Below are 19,657 nucleotides of genomic sequence, written 5' to 3' on the forward strand. Positions count from 1 at the left end.
TTAAAGTGCTGACCATTTATTGGCAATATTAATATAATAAAGAATTATATAAAAATTAAATAGGAATCCAAATAAGGATTCCTATAGCTTAATATATTATTGTAAAATCATTCCTTCTCGAATCCACTTTGTTGAGACCCATTTTTCTCCTTTTGTAACAGGTACACTGCTATGAAGTGAAAGACGATCCACTTGCCCTTTGCTATTTCCGTAATGGAAATAGAGAGCTGTCCCCTTTTTAGGTACGATTGACAAACCGATTTTTGGAAAAATCGTTTCGCCTCCTTCTTCTACATCATTCAAATACATTAAAAATGTCGCAATTCTCTGACCACCATTTTCTAATTGTATTTGACCGGAAGGAAAATAATCGAAATGGGCCTTATACTCCTCCCCTAACTCATAATTTAAGACTTGAAGCCCTTCTCCATTAACGATTGGATGATTGGTTATTTCTGCGATCCTATTTTCAATTTTAGAAATAAAATTGTTTTCATTTAACTTATAATAAGCACCTTTACTTGTTCTTCCTGCTGCTAGCTTTCTCTCACCAGAATATGTATCGATAATTTGTGAAGGTTCCAACCGATTTTTTGATAGCTCAATGAGTTGATTACACTCGTCGTGACTCAAAACATTATCAAGATAAAGTATATACGGCTTATCAATTTTTAATAAAACCTTTATTTCACGTTCACTAGTGCTAATAATATTCCCCTTATTTGCAATTTCAAGAGTTTCATATAAATAAGTGGCATGTTCTCTATCGACTGTATTAACAGCTTGATTATTTAATATTCGTATAATTGTTGAATAGGCAAAGGCTTGATCAAATCCCTTTTTTATCATCCCTTGGACAATTGATTCAGGATTGACACCACTTTTTAATGTATTCAAAATCCAGTCTTTAAGTTCATTTGAGATGCTGCTAATTTTTTGCATATTTAATCTCCTTACTATTCAAAATTACTTGTTTGTAATAATTATATTACTTTTTTAAAAATTGCGGTAATATCTTATCTTTCACAAAACTATCATTATGAGAAAATATGAAAAAAGGTTAACCAGTGGAATACTGGTTAACCTAAAAAATATCTTATGAAGTTATTTTATTATCTAAATAAATCTGGAGTTGAAAGTTTATTAACTAAGTTGCCTCTTATTAATTATTGAAAAGAATTGCGAAATGCCTTTGCTGCAATAAAAGGGTCATCTGCTTTCATAATTCCTGATACAACCGCAATCCCAGCGATATTTTTATCACGAATCTCTGCTAAATTATTTAACTGTATCCCTCCAATAGCAACAATAGGAATGGATACGTTTTCTAATATTGAATCTAGCATACCACTCGGAAGCTCTTCAGCATCACTTTTAGATCGGGTTGGAAACATGGCCCCCACTCCAAGATAATCAGCACCGTTTTTTTCAGCTTCTCTTGCCTCTTCAACAGTTGATACTGATACACCAACTATCATTGAATCAGGAACAATTTCTTTTACTACAGATAACGGGATATCATTCTGGCCGATGTGAACACCATCTGCATCAATTGCTAGAGCCACATCGACTCGATCGTTTATGATAAGCGGAACATGATACTGAGCTAGTAATTTCTTCAGCCTTTTCGCTTTTTCATAAAAAAGATTGCCGGAGCTCAATTTCTCACGTAACTGAACAAGAGTTACACCGCCTTTTACTGCTTCTTCAACTTTAAAAAGAAGTTCTTCGACAGGAACGGATTCTTCTGTTACTAAATATAATCTGTAGTTTGCTTTCATGCAAAACGCACCCCTTCTTCCCAAATCTCTGCAGTAATGAGCGAGATTTCATCCATCAGCATTACACGGTATGTTCCAATTCCGTCATTTTGATTAAGTCTTGTTTTTGCTCGTTCCCCTGACAAGCTCATAACTGACATTCCTGCGATAGCAGCTGAAAAAAAGTCATTTGTAATACTAGCAAAACAGCCAATGAGGGAAGTCGTCATACATCCAGTACCCGTAATTCGAGTTAACCAGATATCTCCATTTTCTATACTTTTAGTTTCTTCTCCGTTTGATATAACATCTAATTTCCCGCTAATTACTGTAATTGCTTTAAGATCCTTAGATGCTTTTAATGCTAGTTTTTCATTGGATAAAGGTATTTTTCCAGCATCAACCCCTCTTGTTTGTGCATCTCCACCTATAAGTGCATATACTTCTGTGGCATTTCCTCTTACAATGGATACACTCACTTTATTAAGAAGTTCTTGAGCCTTTTTTGTCCGAAATGGTGTAGCACCGACACCGACTGGGTCAAAAATGACAGGAATACCTTTTTCATTGGCAGCTTTGCCTGCTAGAATCATAGCATCAAATGTTTGATCATCAATCGTTCCAAAATTAATGACAAGTGCGTTAGCAAGATTAACCATATCTGCCACTTCATCGATACTTGTGGCCATGACGGGTGAACCGCCAATGGCTAAAGTGACATTTGCACAATCATTTATTGTGACATTGTTCGTAATATGGTGTACGAGGGGATTTTGTATTTTCATCTTATTCAATAAATCTTTTATTACCAATTCATGCATAGTTGAATCCTCCAGGAGTGATTAGGCTTTTACTAGATTTGCTTTTTCATAGAGTTCATAAAAATGATTTGTCGGTCCGTGACCATGGCCAAGATTAAGACTGTGCTTGATTGCAGTTGTAATATAGCTTTTCGAAATTTCAATGGAATCTTTTAGAGAAACTCCTTTTGCTAAATTAGCAGCAATCGCTGATGAAAGTGTACATCCTGTTCCATGTGTATTTTTTGTATGAATTCGTTCACCTTTTATCCAATGAAAATCTGTTCCATCGAAAAATAAATCATTTGGGTCTCCACTATGATGCCCGCCTTTTAATAGCACCGTTTTTGCCCCTAGTACTTTAATAGCCCTGCACACATCCAACTGATCCTGCTCGGATTGAATACGGATGCCAGTTAATACTTCGGCTTCCGGAATATTAGGTGTAATAACCGTCGCAAGTGGTATCATTTGTTCTTTCAGTGCGGCAATTGCTTCCTCTTGCAGCAAATGATGCCCGCCTTTTGAAACCATTACAGGGTCTAGTACGATAAAGTTTGGTTTATATTTTTTTAAAGAATTTGCAACAACTTCAACTGTTTCTGCGGAAGAAAGCATTCCGATTTTTACAGAATCAACTGGAATATCATCGAAAACAGCTTCGATTTGGTCCTTAATGATAGAGAGTTCGATATTCTGAACAGAGCGCACTTCGACCGTGTTTTGTGCAGTTATTGCAGTAATGACTGACATACCAAATACGCCTTGGGCAGCAAATACTTTTAGATCAGCTTGAATTCCTGCCCCTCCACCAGAATCAGAACCCGCGATTGTAAGTGCTGTTTTCATGTATCATACCTCCTATTGCTTTATTTCTAACTAAAACCTTTAATAATCCATATCCCATGATAGCTCCAGTAAATGAACTCAATGTAAAAGCAGGGATAAATCCAAATAATGTAGCATCCTGTCCTAGTATAAGAACTGCAATAGGATAAGTGGCTAGTGCACCTAAAATCCCTGTTCCAATCACTTCGCCTGTAGCAGCAAAGCCAATTTTCCTTGTTTTTGAATAAAGGATTGCTGCTAAAAATGCCCCGATCATACTTCCTGGATATGCAAACAGACTGCCAGTTCCAAGCATATTTCTTAATGTTGAAGAAATAAATGCTTGAATAACTGCATACCAAGGCCCAAGTAACACGGCAGATAACACATTAGCAAAATGCTGAATAGGGAAGATTTTTGCAAAACCAATAGGAATATAAACAAAGCTGCTTGAAACAGTGGTGATCGCTGCTATGATTGCGGTTAATGTGAGCTTTTTAGTTTTTTGCATAGATCTCATCTCCCTCCATATTTCCCAAAATTACTTTGAAACAATATTAATAAATGCATCCTTTGGATCAACTTTTTCTTGAATTACTTTCGAATCGTACAGCCAATCTGCAACATCCTGCCATACGGCTTCTTCCTGATACCCAAATGGAATTTTTGGATCCTCCATTAATGGCAGTAATACTTGTAAGCTTTCTTCTTCGACTTCTTTATCTAATGGGAAGCTTTCATTTTCGTGATCTAGTAATATTTGAAGTCCAGCTGCAGGATCTTTTTTTACAGTTTCATGGCCTTTTGTTACTGCACGCCAAAACTTTTCAAAGGATTCTTTTTTCTTTGCTAATGTTTTTTCGCCTGTTACTAGAACTAACTCATAATTATCTGGCACTCCATAATCTGAGAGACTAAGAGTTTCGATATTGTAGCCTTCTTTTTTCAAAAGTACTTGCTCATGATTGATATAGGCACCGATAAGTGCATCTACATTATCTGTAGCTAAGGATGGCATTAAATCCCATCCAACATCTGTCATCTTTACCTTGCTCATGTCACCGCCATCGTTTTTCACCATTGATGCAACAACTGCTTCACTTACAGAGGCTGAAGGGTAGCCGACTTTTTTTCCTTCTAAATCTTTAGGTGATTTAATTCCACTTTCTTCTTTATACATAATTGCATCTAGTGAATGTCGTACAAGTGTCGCAATGGAGACTACAGGAATGTCCTCTGCTCTTGAAACTAATAGCTGGTTCTGATAGCTAATCGCTAAATCTACTTTACCAGTAGCTGCAAGCTTTAAAGGATCATTTGTATCAGCAGGCATTTCAATCTTGACGTTTAGGCCTTCATCTTCAAAATAGCCTTTTTCCTTTGCAACATATATTGCTGAATGAACCGCATTCGGATACCAATCAAGCATGATGCTTATATCTTCAAGCTCCTTTTTATTCTCATCTTTGTTGCTCTCGGTTTTTCCGGAACAGCCAACAAGCATGATAGCAATTACTACAATCAATAAACGATTCATCCATATTTTTTTCATTTTTTGTCCAACTCCATCTGTGAATTAATCTGTATATTTCCATTTTAAAATTCGTTTTTCTATAAAAGAAATGATTGCAAACAAAAGTATGCCAAGCAAAGTAAGTATGGTAATTGCTGCAAATACTCCCTCAGAATTTAGATTACCTGACATTCGACGGCTGTAATATCCAAGCCCTTCACTTGCTCCTAACCATTCGCCAATTGTCGCTCCGACTAAGGCATATACAATTGCAAGCTTTAACCCTGAGAAAAAAGAGGACATTGCCATTGGAATATTGAGTTTTTTGAAGATATGCCAGCGGGTTGCCCCCATCGAACGTAATAATTCGATATATTCCTTATCACTTGATTTAAGTCCATCATATGTACCAACAACGATTGGAAAAAAAGAAATTAGTATAGTCACAGCAACCTTGCTCCAAATTGTATAACCAAACCAGAGAACAAAAATTGGCGACAGCGCAATGATAGGGATCATCTGTGATATTAAGACCGCAGGATATAGAGTTTTTTCTACTAATTTTGAAAAAAACATACCCACTGCTAATCCCACTCCACCAACAACTGCTAAGACAAAACCAATTAAAAATTCAAGCAAGGTTGCGGGCAAATGCTCTAAAAATAACGGCTTCCAATTTTCTATAATTGAAGTTATTACACTCGTCGGCGCCGGAATGATAAAGGCAGGAATGAGCTCTGATCGAACGAGATATTCCAGTAAAATAAAAATAATTAGGGAAAAAATGAGAAATAGACTGTATGTTTGCAGCCATTGTTTAAATTGTTTCATGGGCAATCCTTTTCTCCAGATTATGTCTTAAAGTAATAAGCTCCATTTCGTGCAGCATTTCAGGGTGGCGTGGCCGAGACAGATTTACAGGAATATCATCAAGTGTTTTATCCAGATGTAATAAAAGAATCCGATCACTTAAGAAACATGCTTCCTCTAAATCATGTGTGATAAATAAAATCGTTTTATTTAATTCTTGCCAAATAGACAATAGCCATGATTGCATTTCTTTTTTTGTTAGTGCATCTAGTGCACCAAATGGTTCATCAAGCAATAACAAATCCTTTCCCGATAATAGAGCGCGCAAAAATGCCGCCCTCTGCCTCATTCCGCCTGATAACTGATTCGGAAGCGCATTCTCATAAGCAAGTAATCCTACTCGGTCAAGCCAGTCTCGCGCTTCTTCTTTCGTAATTTGCAAGTTCTTTTGAATCTCCGATGCAATCATAATATTCTCTATAATTGTTCTCCATGGGAGCAGCAGATCACGCTGTGGCATGTAGCCAACATCCCCAAGTGTGATTGCTTTTCCATTGATTAGGATTTCTCCTTCATCTTGTTTAAGCAGGCCTGTAATTAATTTTAAAATCGTACTTTTCCCTGTGCCGCTTTTTCCAATTAATGAAACAAATTCTCCACTTCTCACTTCCAAGTTTAAATCAGAAATGACTTTATTTTTTTGATTTGCTTCATTCCTAAATGTATAGGAAACATTTTTTAACACGAGTGTCATCTTTTCACCAACTTGTTTTTAGATCGGCCAATCTTGTTTGTAATAGTTCATATCCCAAAATAAGTATTCATATTTTGAAGCCATTTGAAAGTGCTCCTCAAGGATAGTAAGTTCACGCTCAGGTTTTCCTTCCGCAAGCTCATCCATCAGCTGAATTAACCATTTTGCACCTTCTCCAAATGCTTCCGAATCATATGTTTCAATCCATTTAGCATAACGATTTGTTGAGAGATGTTCTCCATATTGCTTTCTGAGTAATTTGCCGATTTCCCAATAATCCCATGCACAAGGAAGTAAACAGGATACAAGCTCTGCTAAACTGCCATTCTGGGCAACATTTAACATATATCTTGTATAGGCTAAATTGACAGGTGTAGGTTTTGTTGCTTCAAGTTCTTCACGGGTAATTCCGAATTCTGCTGCAAATTGGCGATGTAATTCCATTTCAAAATGAAGTGTCTCATGAAGGGTTTGTGCGAAACTCCCCATCATATTTAAATCATGAGCTTTCATTACTCCTACCGCAAAAAGCTTTGAATAGTCAATTAAATAAACGTAGTCTTGCTTCATATAATGAATGAATTTTTCTTCATCTAACGTCCCCTTTCCAAGTTCTTGTACAAATGGATGCTGATGATTTTTCTCCCATATTGGCTTTACATTTTCAAATAGCCTTTCAGTGAATTTCTTTGTTTTAACATTTTCCATTTTAATTCTCCTCCTGAAAAAATTGTTTTTTATTTTGCCTAGCTGGAATAAAGTTCAACTAACCATCAGTGGGGGTTTTCTTTCATCCCCCACTGATGGTTAGTTGAACCAATCGGGCCTTTACGGGCAGTTGATCCCCCACTTAGGTTTCTTTAATTCTCTGGCAACCTTGAAGTGGGGGTCTTACTGCCCGTTAATCTGCGATAAACTGCATCTTTAGTAAATGCAGAAGAAAAAAAAGAAAACCGCTTTCATTTTGGAAAGCGGTTAAAGAAAGAAGTAAATATATCTTTCAATTAACCTACTTCCCTACGCTAGTATGAACTAGATCAGGTTCAAAGGGTTCTATCTCAGCCATTAAAGGCGCCCCTAGTAGATTAAATCTATAGAATTTGTAAAAAACAAAAAATCCCCACTCAAAAACGTAAGAGTGGGGATAAATAAACATACGAATATTTTATCCAAACGCCACTTCCCTACGCCAGTATAAACTAGATCAGGTTCAAAGGGTTAAGAACGATTGTTCCATCTCAGTCTTATGCAGACACCCCTAGTGTACTTATTAACTTCATAAATAGCATAGCATGAAATATTATTATTGCAAGGAAAAAAATTAGGAAGGTAAAAATTTTTTTAAAAAATCTCCATATAAAAAGAGCTGTATCGAACAGCTCTCTATACTAATACACGCCAGCCAAATGGATCGACTAGTGAGCCATTTTGTATGCCTGTTAAGGTCTCATATAATTTTTTTGATAATGAACCAGTTTCTCCGTTATTAACAAGAAGCTTCTCTTTCCAGAATAATTCTCCAATAGGTGAAATGACAGCTGCCGTGCCTGTTCCGAAAGCTTCTTCTAATTTTCCTTCTTTACTTGCTTGATAGATTTCTTCAATTGAAATTTTTCTTTCTTTAACTGGAATATTCCAATGCTTTAATAGTAGGATAATTGAATCACGGGTTATTCCATCTAAAATACTTCCATTAAGTTCTGGCGTTATAACTTCTCCATCAATCTTAAAGAATACGTTCATGCTTCCAACTTCTTCAATATACTTATTCTCTTTTCCATCTAGCCATAATACTTGTGAATATCCTGATTTGCCCGCAACTTCCTGAGCTTTTAAGCTAGATGCATAATTACCTGCCGTTTTCGCATTTCCAGTTCCGCCTCTAACCGCACGTACATATTCCGTTTCAACTGCGATTTTTACTGGGTTAATGCCTTCTTTATAATATGCTCCAACTGGGCATAAGATAATGATAAATTGATAAGTTAATGAAGGTGAAACTCCTAAATGTGCTTCTGTTGAAATAATGAAAGGACGAATATAAAGAGATGTTCCTTCTAAATTTGGAACCCAATCTCTTTCAACATTAATTAATTGTTTTAAACCATAAAGAGCAAGCTCTTCATCAATTTGTGGCATACACAAGCGAGCGCTTGATCGATTTAATCTTTCCATATTTTTATTAGGTCTAAATAGAAGGATTTGCTCATCTTTTGTTTGATATGCCTTTAGCCCTTCAAAAACAGTTTGCCCGTAATGGAATATTGTTGCTGAAGGATCTAAAGTAATAGGTTGATAAGGAACAATTCGCGGATCATGCCAGCCTTTTCCTTCCGTATAATCCATAATAAACATATGATCTGTGAAGTTCCTTCCAAACTGAAGATTGTCAAATGCTGGTTTTTGTTTTCTTGATTGACTTAGGTTCATTTCAATTTGATAGTCGTTCATCCTACTTCTCCCTGCCTTCATATACTTTGTCGCTTTAAATTGTTAATCCAATCACTAAAAAAAATTTCTTATAAAAAGGATAATTAATATTTTCAAATAATTTCATCTCGTGATTGTAATTACAATTATCCGACAATTAATAGGCATTTGTCGAGAGGTTTTTGTATATTTTTTAAATTATATAACAATTCTTCCTTCTCTATTTATAATTCCAGGTGAACTTAAGGTTTTCCGTTTCAATTTATACCGCTTACTTAAACCAGCCTTTTTCTTTTGATTGAGTAACGGCTTCAATTCTATTCTTTACTTCAAGCTTGTCCATGATTTGAGAAATATAGTTTCTCACAGTGCCAGTCTTAATACTTAACTCATCGGCGATCTCTTTCGTATTTTTCCCATCTGCAACGAGTTCAAGTACTTCTTTTTCTCGTTCAGTCAATGGGTTTTCTTCACTGTACACATCATCCATTAATTCCGGAGCGAATATTCTTCTGCCAGACATGACAAATCTGATTGAACTAGCCAACTCTTCACTAGGGCTATCCTTTAATAAATAACCTCTAACTCCTGCTTTTAACGCTCTTTGGAAATAACCAGTTCGTGCAAAGGTTGTTAAGATGATTACTTTGCAGTTTGTTATTTTAAGTTCTTCAGCAGCTTCAAGGCCAGTTTTTTCTGGCATTTCGATATCCATAATACAAATATCAGGCTGATATTTTTTGACTAGTGAAATTGCTTCTTCACCTGTGCTTGCCTGTCCAACTACTTCCATATCCTCTTCAAGATTAAGCAGAGAACCTAATGCTCCTAACATCATTCGTTGGTCTTCTGCTATAACAATTCGAATCATTTTATCTCCTCCTTATCTGTCTGTTTTATGACGCTTGGTACTTTCATGATGATAGTAGTGCCGTTTTTTACAGTAATTTCAAGACTGCCGTTCACAAATTCAAGACGCTCTTTAATCCCTAATAGTCCATGTCCTTTTGCTTGGCTGTAATCATTTTGAATCCCAATTCCATTATCCTGTATTGTTATACAAATTTCATTTAATGTTTGTTCTATTTTTATTAGGCATGTTGTAGCTTTACTATGCTTTACGATATTCGTTACTGCTTCTTTCATACACATGCTTAGAATATTTTCCAGAAAGATTGATACATTTGCTAATTTTATTTCTTCAGGACAGATTAGATTTATTTGTGCAGCTTCTAGTAATTGCTTAATACGAACGATTTCCTCTTTCAAACGAATTCCTCGCATTTGCGAAACCATATTTCGTACTTCATTTAACGCGGTCCTTGCGGTTTGTTGTACATCCTTCATTTCATTACGTGCATGTTCAGGATCTTTATATACGAGCTTGCGAGCTAAATCACTTTTTAGTCCTATAAGTGATAATTTTTGACCTAGAGTATCATGGAGGTCCCTTGCAATTCGTTGACGTTCCTCTTGTTTTACAAGATCTGCAATTCTCTTATTAGCATATTCCAGCTGAGCTTCGAGCTTCTCCTGCTTTTTCTTATTATATATATTGAAAGGAAGAAGGATTACACTTATCCAAATAATAATGATAAAAGGCAATTGCGATAAAAATAGCTCATCCCTGATGACGAGATTATAGTTTATTGAAATGGTTGTAGATACTAAATGAATAATATAAATAGTAAAAAAAGCAATCCTGTTTTTAATATTTCCATTATAGTAGGCAATATAAAAGGCGAAATACACAAATTGAAAAAGAATCGTCATTGTTATAGAAATACTAATTAGGACACACGCCCATAAATAAACAGGCCATTTTTTTGAAATGAATGCAAGACGTAATGTGATAAAAAAAAGTATGGTAAGTATAATTCCGATGATGATATCAATGGTAGAAGAAGATTGAAAAATAAAATAGAAAGGCAAAATGCTAATAACACTCCAAATGTATGGAGTTATCCCTGAACTTTTTAAAAAAGAAATATATTTTTTCAACATAAGTACCTCTTTAATTTGAAAATTGCCATTCATTCTGTAATGCTATTTTATCATAAAGTGAAACTTCAATCAGTGGGGGTTTTCCTCATCCCCCACTGATTGTTAGTTGAACTTATCGGGCCTTTACGGGCAGTTGACCCCAACTTACTCGTCATTGTTTTACTCGAATCATTGAAGTGGGGGTCTTACTGCCCGTTAATCTGCGATAAAGTGAAACTTCAATCATTGGGTGGTACAGCCCGTTAATCTGCGTTAAAAAATGGCAAGGAGCTTCTTTTCGCTAAGCCTTGCCATTCATAAATGTAAATTAATTGAATTTAGATACAAGTTGCTTTTCTTTCCGGTTTTTCATGATCGTAATAGCTTCTTTATAAGCAACAAATTGTTTATTATGTTCGTCCCATAGTCGGAATTTTAGTGATTGTAAGCTTGTTTTCAATGTTATTGTTGGCACATTATGCAATGGCTGCGTATTATTATGTGCATCTTCTAGCTTATAGTTAGGAACTTTTGGGCTTAAATGGTGTACATGGTGATAACCTATGCTTCCAGTCATCCATTGCAGCGGTTTTGGAAGCTTATAAAATGAGCTCCCTTCTACAGCAGCTTTTACATATTCCCAATTTTGATCTTCTTCGAAATATGAATCTTCAAAAGTATGCTGAACGTAGAATAGCCATATACCTGCAGAGCCAGAGATCAAAAAGATTGGAGCTTGCACTAGAAGAAATGATTCCCATCCTATTGTCATGCAAAGCAAGCTATATAAAGCAACTATTGAAACATTTGTAATATACGTATTTAGCCGTTCATTCATTCTGGCATTTTTTCTATTGAATCGATTTTTTATCACGAATTGATAAATCGGGCCAAGACCAAACATGATAATAGGGTTTCGGTAGAGTCGGTAACCAATGCGTTTCCAAATAGAAGCAGAAATATATTCTTCAACTGTAAGCATCCATATATCTCCTACGCCACGCTTATCAAGATTACTGCTTGTCGCATGGTGTACAGAATGTTCATGCTGCCATTGGCTAAACGGGAAAATGGTGATAATCCCAGTTATCGTACCAAGGATTTTATTTGCTTTTCGGTTTTTGAAAAAGGAATAGTGGCAACAGTCATGAAAGATGATAAAAATTCGGACTAATAAACCAGCAGCAATAACACTTATTCCAATTGTTAAAAAATAAGAAATGGATAAGCTTTTATATGCTAAAAACCATAAAATAATAAAGGGTACAATAGTGTTTAGAATTTGCATGATACTAGAGTTTGTGTTTGACTTTTCATATGGCGCCATTTGCTTTCTTAAATGAAGTTGCTTTTCTTTGGTCATATTAAAGGTATCCTTCCTCTACTTTTTCTTTTATCATAAAGAATTGAAAAAGACATTTGAAGGCATACGTGTCATGTTCAAACCATGATAAATGTCATGTATGGCAATAAAAATATTAAAGATAAAATATTGGAGGCATAAAAAGATGAACAAATTTATGGACAAACTTGTGCATAAAACAAAATCAGCTATAAGTTCCACCTCTGCACAATTGAAAGAAAGATTTTATACATTAACGGGAACCTCGTCAGCAACTGTTATTCAAATTGCAGAATACGTCCGCAATCATTCCGATACAAAGGTAATGAAGAAAGAGCTTTTAGGCAGAACTTATTATTTTTACGATCTGAAAGTGGACGGTATATTTTATCATTTAGAAACTAAAAGTGATTATATTCTACAGCTTGATGTACAGTTTGAAAACAAGCAAATTGTAGCTTATCGTTCTTATCGGGATCAATATAGCTTATACATACCTATTAAATTCCCAGAGCTTATATAAAAGGTTACTTAAACTTCCCAGTTGATTTCCGCTGCAGAGACTTAGCGATCGCGGGCGGTCCGGGAGCCTCCTCGTCGAAGAGTGCTCCTGCGGGGTCTCCCTTTGACTCGCTTCTCCCGCAGGACGTTGAATAATCTTCCTCGAATAAAAACCGCACGAGGAAAATGCGAATGCATTTTCGAGGATCTCGCGCCTTCCGCTCCAATCAATAACAAAATAGCAATTTCAACACTGAGCTTTAACATGGCCAATAAAAAAACCCCATGTATCATGGGGGCCGAATTCTTATGAGAATAAACTTTTTATACTTTCAAATAAATTTTTAAAAAAGTCACCAATAGCTTGTAAAAAGCCTTTATCACCAACGGCTTCATCAATGCGCTGCTTTATATCTTTTGAAATGTCTTCAAGCTGAGATTGTACATTATCAAAGTTGATGTTTAGTGAGCGCATTTTTTCAAATAGATCAATTAGGAGCTGACGATCTTGATCACTTAATTTAATTTCAAGCGTTTGTAATTGTTCATTAATGATTTGTTCAATTTCTTCCTTTGTAGCAGGATCTTGAGCTGCGATTTCCTTCTTGATTTCGGTTAAGAGTTCGGTTACTTTATCTTGATTCATGCCTTCTTTTTCAGCTAATTGAGTTGCCAAGCTAAGCTCCTCATTCGCTACCTCTGTATGCTCAGTATTTAGCCCTTCTCCATTTCCTTCATCATATGCTTTATATATTCCGACTAAGGCAGAATGGCCCGAGACTTTTACTGGTGAGGCGACTTCAACAACAGCATCCTGAATTCCAGCGGTTAGGAGTGCATTGGCATACATTTCATCTGTCACTTCGGTAATATTTTCAGGTGTAACTTGTCGAACAACAAGTCCTTCTCCTGCTTCTTTTCTTGTAATTTTTGCCGATGAATACATATTTGCACGACGGTCACCATTAATATACTTCACAAGATCGTCTCCGTTAACGGTTATCTCCGTTACTTTGCTTGTATCCTTTACCCCTAATAATTTACGCACTTCTTCCTTTTGACTTGCTGATAATTTTTCACCATACACAACGATAGGCATACCAAATTTTTCATTAATGCCTTCTTCATTACTATCCCCATTCGACGCATTGGCATTTGTTCCAAAATTCAAAGTTAGAATCAAAGTAAACACAACTGCTATCCATTTCATCAATTGTTTCAAAATTTACACTCTCCAATTAAAAATAAATTGTCATGAAAAAACAATTTTACATAATGCATATTGCACTTTCAGAAATTTTATCACATTTTTCTTATATCGTCCTATATTTAGCATCTTTACTGTTGAGCGTCGAGTTTTTCTGGCGAATGATTAGTTTATCTTTTGTCATTGTCGTAGCTAATAAATAATCTATCATAAGCACATTAAACCTATAGATAAAAGAAAACAGACCTTTCGTAGGTCTGTTAAAGTTTGTTATACTATCGGGAATAATTCTTATTGCATGTCTTCTTCTACAGCTTCCAAAAGCTTAAATAGATAAAGATAAATTAATCTACAAGCTTCATTAATTGACAATTTTTCATTAAATCCCTCTACACCATTCAAGGCAAGATTTAATTCCCATAAGCCATCTGCCTGGCTAAATAGTAGACTGTATTTAACTTCCCCTTTTAATCCCTCATTAATTTTTGCTTTTAACTTGCTTTCATACTTCTTTTGCAGCTTTAAGCCTAACATGACCTCATAAGTTCCGAAAACATCATCTACTTCTATACAAACAGAATCGGCTCCAATGAGATCGAACCACTTAGATTCTATGTAAATAAATTCTTTTATTTGGTTTTTTAGATAAGAAATGGGCTGATCCAAAAAATTAGAAGATTCTTCAGCAAGCAATTCTTCCGATTCTTTATCATACCGTTCAATATACGCATCAGTAAAACGTAAGCTTTCCTCTTTTTCTATTATTGTAAAATCCTCTTCGAGAAGCTTATGCTTTTTTGCATAGGCAATTTCTTCTTTATAAGACTCGATTAATTTGGAATTTGCTATTTCATTTGAAAAATATTCGTGAAGTTTTTTCTTTAGCATTTTACCTCTCCTTATTTAACAGTTGATCGTCTTTTCTTTGCAGATTTCGCTTTTTTTTACCTACCTTCTATAACTCATTAACATTAATTTGATTTTTTTCTTTTATTTTGCTTGTTTTTCGTAGAAATAGCAAATAAAAAAAGACAATTCGGTTTAAATATATATATACAATAAGTTAGCGATAGTTAAAGCCTGTATCTTAGATTACCAAGTAATCATTGATACAGGCTTTTTTCAAAATTTCTTATTCAACTAAAGCATGCTTTAGTTGAATAAGGTAAGTATAATATTATTTCTTTCGTAATAAGGTTAGGAGATCTTCAAAGATACCGGGGGTAGCATAAACAATTTCTTCACCGTACAATTCCAAAGGAGTATTTTCTGAGACTTTTCCAACATGTCCAATTTTTGCTCCTGCCTCACGTGCGATTAGTCAAGCAGCAGCTACATCCCAAGGGGCTAAACTTTCAGTATGTGCATCAAGTAATCCGGATGCTACATAACATATATCTAAAGTTGGTGAGGCAAAACGTCGAATATCTCGGCAATGAGTGGCAAGAATATTTACTCTTGTAATTGCATTTTTTAACTGGTTTTTATCATGTGGAAAACCAGTGCCAATTACTGAATTCGATAATGTTTTTACTCTGTTAACCCCAATTTTTTCCCCGTTACAAAATGCACCCTTACCTCGAATCCCAATAAAAGTAAGATTCAGTTCTGGAGAGTGAACAACTCCCACCAAAACGACTCCATCAATGGCAAATGCTAAAGAGATTGCAAAGTGTGGAAGATTTTTTGAATAGTTGACAGTACCGTCTAATGGATCAACAATCCAAAGAGGACCTTTAAAGGTTTCTTTTTCACTTTCTTTTGTGATATTTTCTTCGGATAGAATACGATGTTCAGGATAACATTTTTCAATTGCACCACGAATGATTTGGTCAGAAGCTAGGTCTGCTGATGTTACTAGTTCTCCAGCCTTCTTATACGTCATTTCAATTAGGGATTCCCTTTTTAGTTCAACGACCTTTTTACCAGCAGCATGAACCATTTTTTCAGCAAAGTTAGACCATTCATCTAATTTGTTTAAATCTATCAATTATTAATCCTCCCCAAGAGTAAAAGTCATTCCATGACAATCCAGAGATACTATAAAACCTGTTCAAGATGAATTATTCAACAATTATTGATGAAAACCTTTTAACTTAAACAAATCAATTAGAGGAAACTTCTCGTTCAGCTCTAGCTTGTATCATATCGATGTATTTTTTACTTAAAGTCAAGCTCCTCGAACTTTCGTTCTGCGGAGTGCTGTCCTCGCACCGAGGCTACGTCCTCCTCCAACAAGAAGAAAGTCTATTTTGGAACTTATGTTCTAAAACCATCATAAATTATCAATTGTTACCATATATTTTTAATTTATACTTAAAGATAAAAAAAGATAGTAGGGATAATCAATCCTTACTATCTTTACTCTTATTATTAATAAGTCTTTAAATCGAATCGTCTGTTTTCATCCTGTAAATTGTTCTTTTACGCCTGAAAGTTTTTATTTTCAATGACAGTTACATTCGAATTAGTGGTGTTTCCGATTTGTTTTGTCCTTTCAACAAGCTTATGTACATTTAAGCAGGATTTCTTAGCACCAGAAACTAATAAGGGAACTCCGATAAAGTCGATTTTTAATCCTCTTGAAAAAAATCCCCCCATTGTCATAGCAAAAGGAACAGTTGGTGAAGTGTTTGAAAAAATAATTTTTTCATCTATTTGAAATTTATCCTCAAATAAATTGCAAAGGTTTTTTAATGTTGGCACAACAAGCTTAGACGATCTTCTTCCTAAAGTATATACCGAATTTCCACCTTCGTCAGTTCCATGAAAAATAAACTTTCCAGCGTCGGATTTATTTAGCTTATTAAAATACGGTACATTTAATATTTCTTCCTTCGTAAGTATTCTATTTTCAGGAAGAATTTGTAAATGATAAGACGCAGCTAGTGCTGTTGTATGAGTTCCACCGAAATCATTATATATATAAATCAACAGGATCATCCTTTTATTAAAAGCTAAATTATGAATATTATTATAATCTCCTGTTAATATGAAAATTATTCAAACATCCAGCGTATGTTAACTTACTCTTTTCTTGATTCCACTCCGTTATGAATGACTGATAAAACTGCTTTTTCGATTTCCTCATAACTTGTGCATCTGCAAATATTCGATTCCAGCCATTCCTTTATTGTCTCCTTTGAAGGATTTTGATATTTTGAAATCAAGGCATGGCAATTCATAATAAATCCAGGTGTACAATATCCGCATTGAAATGCGAAGTTTTCAATAAATGCAGTTTGTATTGGTGCATTTTTTAGCCCTTCGATGGTTGTTATTTTCCGTCCTGCCGCTTCTACAGCTAGTATTATGCAAGATTTATATGGAAGTCCATCCATAATAATTGTACATGCACCACAATCTCCATTTAGACAGCCTGGTTTTGAACCAGTCAACCCTAACTCAAGACGGAGAATACTTAATAGAGTGCTAAATGGCCTTATTTCCGTTTGATAAATTTCATCATTAATATCAAGACTGACACTGATATTATTTAAAGGTAAAAAAGCCACTTATTCCGCCTCCAATTCTATTAAAATATCCTTCAATGTATTTCTTAAAACAAATAATCGATACTCTTTAGAGCCTTCAACATCATTTAGGATTGGGCTTGGCAAATATTTAATAGCATTCATGATTCTTTCATCAATAAGCAATTGCCGATTATTTAACTCTTTTTCAACCTCTAATGAGCGAAATGGGAAGGGGCATAATCCGCTAAAAGCAATTCTTAATTGACCATCCTTTTTAAGAGCGGCAAACGTTATCAATGGATATCCTGTATCCCATTGCTGCCTCTTTTTAATAGTGTAATGCGGTAATGATAAATAACTTCTCTCTGTATGTAATTGTACTAGAAATTGTCCTTCAACAAGGTTAAGTGTTTGATTAAAAACCGTATGAATTGGGAGGCTTTTCACCCCGTCTAAACCAGCCAAAATTACATAGCTATCCGCTAAAAGAAAAGGTAATAATGCTTCACGATAAAAGATTTGACTACAAATATTTCCTCCTAAAGTAATCTTATTACGTGCAGTGTGATCTGCTATCCCTCTTGAAGTCTTTCTTAGTAGAGGAAAATAATTTATTTCTTCTAGAAAAGTTAATGGAATGGCTGCTCCAGCTATTAAAAAATGATCATTTAATTCGAAGATCTTACATTCAGGAATATTTTTTATATCAATAATTGCTCCTGTGCGTATTAGGTTTAATCTATGAAGTGTAATGATTTCTGTCCCTCCGCAATAATAAAGAGGCTGCTTATTTGCATGCTTTAATTGAAAAAATAAATCAATGGCTTCATTCAAGCTGTTTGGCTGATAGTATTCAATATCAGTTGTTAACATCGGGAACACCTCCTTCATTAATCCTCCAAAGTAATTCTGGAATGATTGGCAAATAGTTAATAGGAAACAGAAAGTGATGTTGATAGACTATTTCCTAGGGCGGCTGGCATTCCAAGTAATCCGTGCTCAAGCATTTTTGCGTGAAGTATACCTCTCGTTTCAAAATCATTCGTATACTTTGCTTTACCAGTCACTTTTTCATAAGATTCCTTTCGATAATAACCTTTCCCTATCGTTTCCATTATGGAATTCATCCTCTTCATAACCCGATAACTTGCTGAAGAGTTATTACGATGTTCTATACCACGGTATTAAATTTATGAATCAAATAGAGAAAAAATGTTATTCCTCTGTAATAAAGCAAAGCTCAATTATGAATTCTTTATAAGGTCGTGTTAAAGTTCAGTGTGGAAATTGCTATTTTGTTGTTGATTGAAGCGGAAGGCACGAGATCCTCGAAAATGCATTCGCATTTCCCTCGTGCGGTGTTTATTCGAGGAAGATTATTCAACGTCCTGCGGGAGAAGCGAGTCAAAGGGAGACCCCGCAGGAGCGATAGCGACGAGGAGGCTCCCGGACCGCCCGCGGAAAGCGAGTGCCTGCAGTCACAAAAAAGACCCCGATTCATATCGGAGTCTTCAAAATTATTAATTAAAGTGCCTGCTCATTTTAATGTGTCTGGTTTTGATTTGGCATTTGCCCGTTCATTTGTGCTGGTGCATAGGCATTTAATAGCTGCTGCATATCCTGCTGAGCAAGCTGTGGTACTTGATAGTAATGATGTTTATTTTGGTAGATTGACAATTCATACGCCATTTCTATGCAGTTTGGTATAGAATCAGCGATTACACGTCTTACTACAGGATTTGTCACCTCAAGTGCAGCCATGGCCTTAGAGCCTGCTGCACCCTTTATTGAACCAAGCATTAAGCCAGATATACATTCGTCCGTAATTTCAGAAGTTGATTGCAGTGGTTTCTTTGGCTGAGATGGTTGCATTCCGTATACAAAATCATTATCTTGTGTCATTTTATAGCTTTGTGTAGGTACAGACGGATCTTGACCGGATTTAAAACAATCTACCGTCGTATTATATTCCGATTGAATGAATTGATATTGGCGGTCAAGAATGGTTTGCAGCTCTTGATCCTTCACACTTGGACGTAGCATAGTGTACAAGTTTAACGTACCAATCGTTCCTGAAAGAACTTCATGAACATCAAATACTTCATGACCACCGTGATTTTGTTGAGGTGGTACCATACCAGTATGCATATTTTGATGCATTTGACCTTGCTGATTCATCATAAAAATACCTCCTTAATATTAAAAATCACCCCTTATTTTGTGAAAAAAATTATTAATTATTCCTATTTAAGT

Annotated in this window: 22 protein-coding genes and 2 riboswitches; of the genes, 1 reads left to right on the plus strand and 21 read right to left on the minus strand. The window is 35.3% G+C overall.

Annotated elements, in window-relative coordinates; translation table 11 throughout:
- Window positions 1-96: 96 nt before the first annotated feature.
- The 13 genes from FSZ17_RS11445 to FSZ17_RS11505 all read right to left on the minus strand — a co-directional run bounded on the left by FSZ17_RS11445 (window position 97) and on the right by FSZ17_RS11505 (window position 12,241).
- Window positions 97-942, minus strand: coding sequence for a 2OG-Fe(II) oxygenase (locus FSZ17_RS11445; RefSeq protein ID WP_057770456.1), 846 nt, complete (start codon window positions 940-942; stop codon window positions 97-99).
- 224 nt (window positions 943-1,166) lie between these two features.
- A complete protein-coding gene (gene thiE, locus FSZ17_RS11450; protein ID WP_057770459.1) occupies window positions 1,167-1,781 on the minus strand; it encodes a thiamine phosphate synthase in 615 nt (204 codons plus the stop codon).
- Window positions 1,778-2,581 carry a hydroxyethylthiazole kinase gene (gene thiM, locus FSZ17_RS11455; RefSeq protein ID WP_057770462.1) on the minus strand — a complete coding sequence of 268 codons (804 nt, stop codon included), beginning with the start codon at window positions 2,579-2,581 and terminating at the stop codon, window positions 1,778-1,780. Before thiM ends, thiE begins: the two co-directional genes overlap by 4 nt.
- Before the next feature lie 21 nt (window positions 2,582-2,602).
- Window positions 2,603-3,409 carry a bifunctional hydroxymethylpyrimidine kinase/phosphomethylpyrimidine kinase gene (thiD, locus tag FSZ17_RS11460; protein ID WP_057770465.1) on the minus strand — a complete coding sequence of 269 codons (807 nt, stop codon included), beginning with the start codon at window positions 3,407-3,409 and terminating at the stop codon, window positions 2,603-2,605.
- The gene (gene thiW / locus FSZ17_RS11465; RefSeq protein ID WP_057770468.1) at window positions 3,378-3,899 is read right to left on the minus strand and encodes an energy coupling factor transporter S component ThiW; all 522 of its coding nucleotides are present in this window, start codon (window positions 3,897-3,899) and stop codon (window positions 3,378-3,380) included. Before thiW ends, thiD begins: the two co-directional genes overlap by 32 nt.
- A gap of 30 nt (window positions 3,900-3,929) precedes the next feature.
- The gene (locus tag FSZ17_RS11470; protein WP_057770470.1) at window positions 3,930-4,940 is read right to left on the minus strand and encodes an ABC transporter substrate-binding protein; all 1,011 of its coding nucleotides are present in this window, start codon (window positions 4,938-4,940) and stop codon (window positions 3,930-3,932) included.
- 24 nt (window positions 4,941-4,964) lie between these two features.
- Window positions 4,965-5,732, minus strand: a complete 768-nt coding sequence (locus FSZ17_RS11475; protein WP_057770473.1) for an ABC transporter permease — start codon at window positions 5,730-5,732, stop codon at window positions 4,965-4,967.
- Window positions 5,719-6,465, minus strand: a complete 747-nt coding sequence (locus FSZ17_RS11480; protein ID WP_057770475.1) for an ABC transporter ATP-binding protein — start codon at window positions 6,463-6,465, stop codon at window positions 5,719-5,721. Before FSZ17_RS11480 ends, FSZ17_RS11475 begins: the two co-directional genes overlap by 14 nt.
- 18 nt (window positions 6,466-6,483) lie before the next feature.
- Window positions 6,484-7,173 carry a thiaminase II gene (gene tenA / locus FSZ17_RS11485; protein WP_082625199.1) on the minus strand — a complete coding sequence of 230 codons (690 nt, stop codon included), beginning with the start codon at window positions 7,171-7,173 and terminating at the stop codon, window positions 6,484-6,486.
- A gap of 289 nt (window positions 7,174-7,462) precedes the next feature.
- Window positions 7,463-7,554: riboswitch (TPP riboswitch) on the minus strand.
- Between the two features lie 75 nt (window positions 7,555-7,629).
- Window positions 7,630-7,735: riboswitch (TPP riboswitch) on the minus strand.
- A gap of 113 nt (window positions 7,736-7,848) precedes the next feature.
- The gene (locus FSZ17_RS11490; protein ID WP_057770482.1) at window positions 7,849-8,916 is read right to left on the minus strand and encodes a branched-chain amino acid aminotransferase; all 1,068 of its coding nucleotides are present in this window, start codon (window positions 8,914-8,916) and stop codon (window positions 7,849-7,851) included.
- A gap of 250 nt (window positions 8,917-9,166) precedes the next feature.
- Window positions 9,167-9,766, minus strand: a complete 600-nt coding sequence (locus FSZ17_RS11495) for a response regulator transcription factor (protein WP_057770485.1) — start codon at window positions 9,764-9,766, stop codon at window positions 9,167-9,169.
- Entirely contained in the window at window positions 9,763-10,899 is a 1,137-nt protein-coding gene (locus tag FSZ17_RS11500; protein WP_057770488.1) for a sensor histidine kinase, read from the minus strand. The genes FSZ17_RS11495 and FSZ17_RS11500 overlap by 4 nt, the downstream gene beginning before the upstream one ends.
- Before the next feature lie 307 nt (window positions 10,900-11,206).
- Window positions 11,207-12,241: a Delta(5) desaturase DesA gene (locus FSZ17_RS11505; protein ID WP_057770491.1), complete on the minus strand. Its 1,035-nt coding sequence runs from the start codon at window positions 12,239-12,241 to the stop codon at window positions 11,207-11,209.
- A gap of 145 nt (window positions 12,242-12,386) precedes the next feature.
- Here FSZ17_RS11505 and FSZ17_RS11510 point away from each other — a divergent pair, with 145 nt between their 5' ends.
- Complete coding sequence (locus FSZ17_RS11510; protein WP_057770494.1) at window positions 12,387-12,743, plus strand: hypothetical protein; 357 nt, start codon at window positions 12,387-12,389, stop codon at window positions 12,741-12,743.
- 285 nt (window positions 12,744-13,028) lie between these two features.
- Here the strand turns inward: FSZ17_RS11510 and FSZ17_RS11515 are convergent, their stop codons facing one another.
- From FSZ17_RS11515 to FSZ17_RS11545, 8 genes are all read right to left on the minus strand, one after another.
- A complete protein-coding gene (locus tag FSZ17_RS11515; protein WP_057770719.1) occupies window positions 13,029-13,934 on the minus strand; it encodes a DUF1002 domain-containing protein in 906 nt (301 codons plus the stop codon).
- Window positions 13,935-14,219: 285 nt separating this feature from the next.
- Window positions 14,220-14,816: a hypothetical protein gene (locus FSZ17_RS11520; RefSeq protein ID WP_057770496.1), complete on the minus strand. Its 597-nt coding sequence runs from the start codon at window positions 14,814-14,816 to the stop codon at window positions 14,220-14,222.
- Window positions 14,817-15,249: 433 nt separating this feature from the next.
- Complete coding sequence (locus FSZ17_RS11525; RefSeq protein ID WP_057770498.1) at window positions 15,250-15,918, minus strand: inositol monophosphatase family protein; 669 nt, start codon at window positions 15,916-15,918, stop codon at window positions 15,250-15,252.
- A 434-nt stretch (window positions 15,919-16,352) separates the two neighbouring features.
- Window positions 16,353-16,862 (minus strand): DUF3189 family protein, encoded by a 510-nt coding sequence (locus tag FSZ17_RS11530; RefSeq protein ID WP_082625200.1) that lies wholly within the window; start codon window positions 16,860-16,862, stop codon window positions 16,353-16,355.
- Between the two features lie 92 nt (window positions 16,863-16,954).
- Window positions 16,955-17,419, minus strand: coding sequence for a (2Fe-2S)-binding protein (locus FSZ17_RS11535; RefSeq protein WP_057770721.1), 465 nt, complete (start codon window positions 17,417-17,419; stop codon window positions 16,955-16,957).
- Window positions 17,420-17,443: 24 nt separating this feature from the next.
- A complete protein-coding gene (locus FSZ17_RS11540) occupies window positions 17,444-18,277 on the minus strand; it encodes an FAD binding domain-containing protein (RefSeq protein WP_057770502.1) in 834 nt (277 codons plus the stop codon).
- Window positions 18,278-18,333: 56 nt separating this feature from the next.
- The gene (locus FSZ17_RS23370) at window positions 18,334-18,519 is read right to left on the minus strand and encodes a hypothetical protein (protein ID WP_057770504.1); all 186 of its coding nucleotides are present in this window, start codon (window positions 18,517-18,519) and stop codon (window positions 18,334-18,336) included.
- Window positions 18,520-18,946: 427 nt separating this feature from the next.
- Window positions 18,947-19,585 carry a spore coat protein gene (locus FSZ17_RS11545; RefSeq protein ID WP_057770506.1) on the minus strand — a complete coding sequence of 213 codons (639 nt, stop codon included), beginning with the start codon at window positions 19,583-19,585 and terminating at the stop codon, window positions 18,947-18,949.
- Between the last annotated feature and the right edge of the window lie 72 nt (window positions 19,586-19,657).

The sequence above is a fragment of the Cytobacillus dafuensis genome, from assembly GCF_007995155.1.
Classification (GTDB): domain Bacteria; phylum Bacillota; class Bacilli; order Bacillales; family Cytobacillaceae; genus Cytobacillus; species Cytobacillus dafuensis.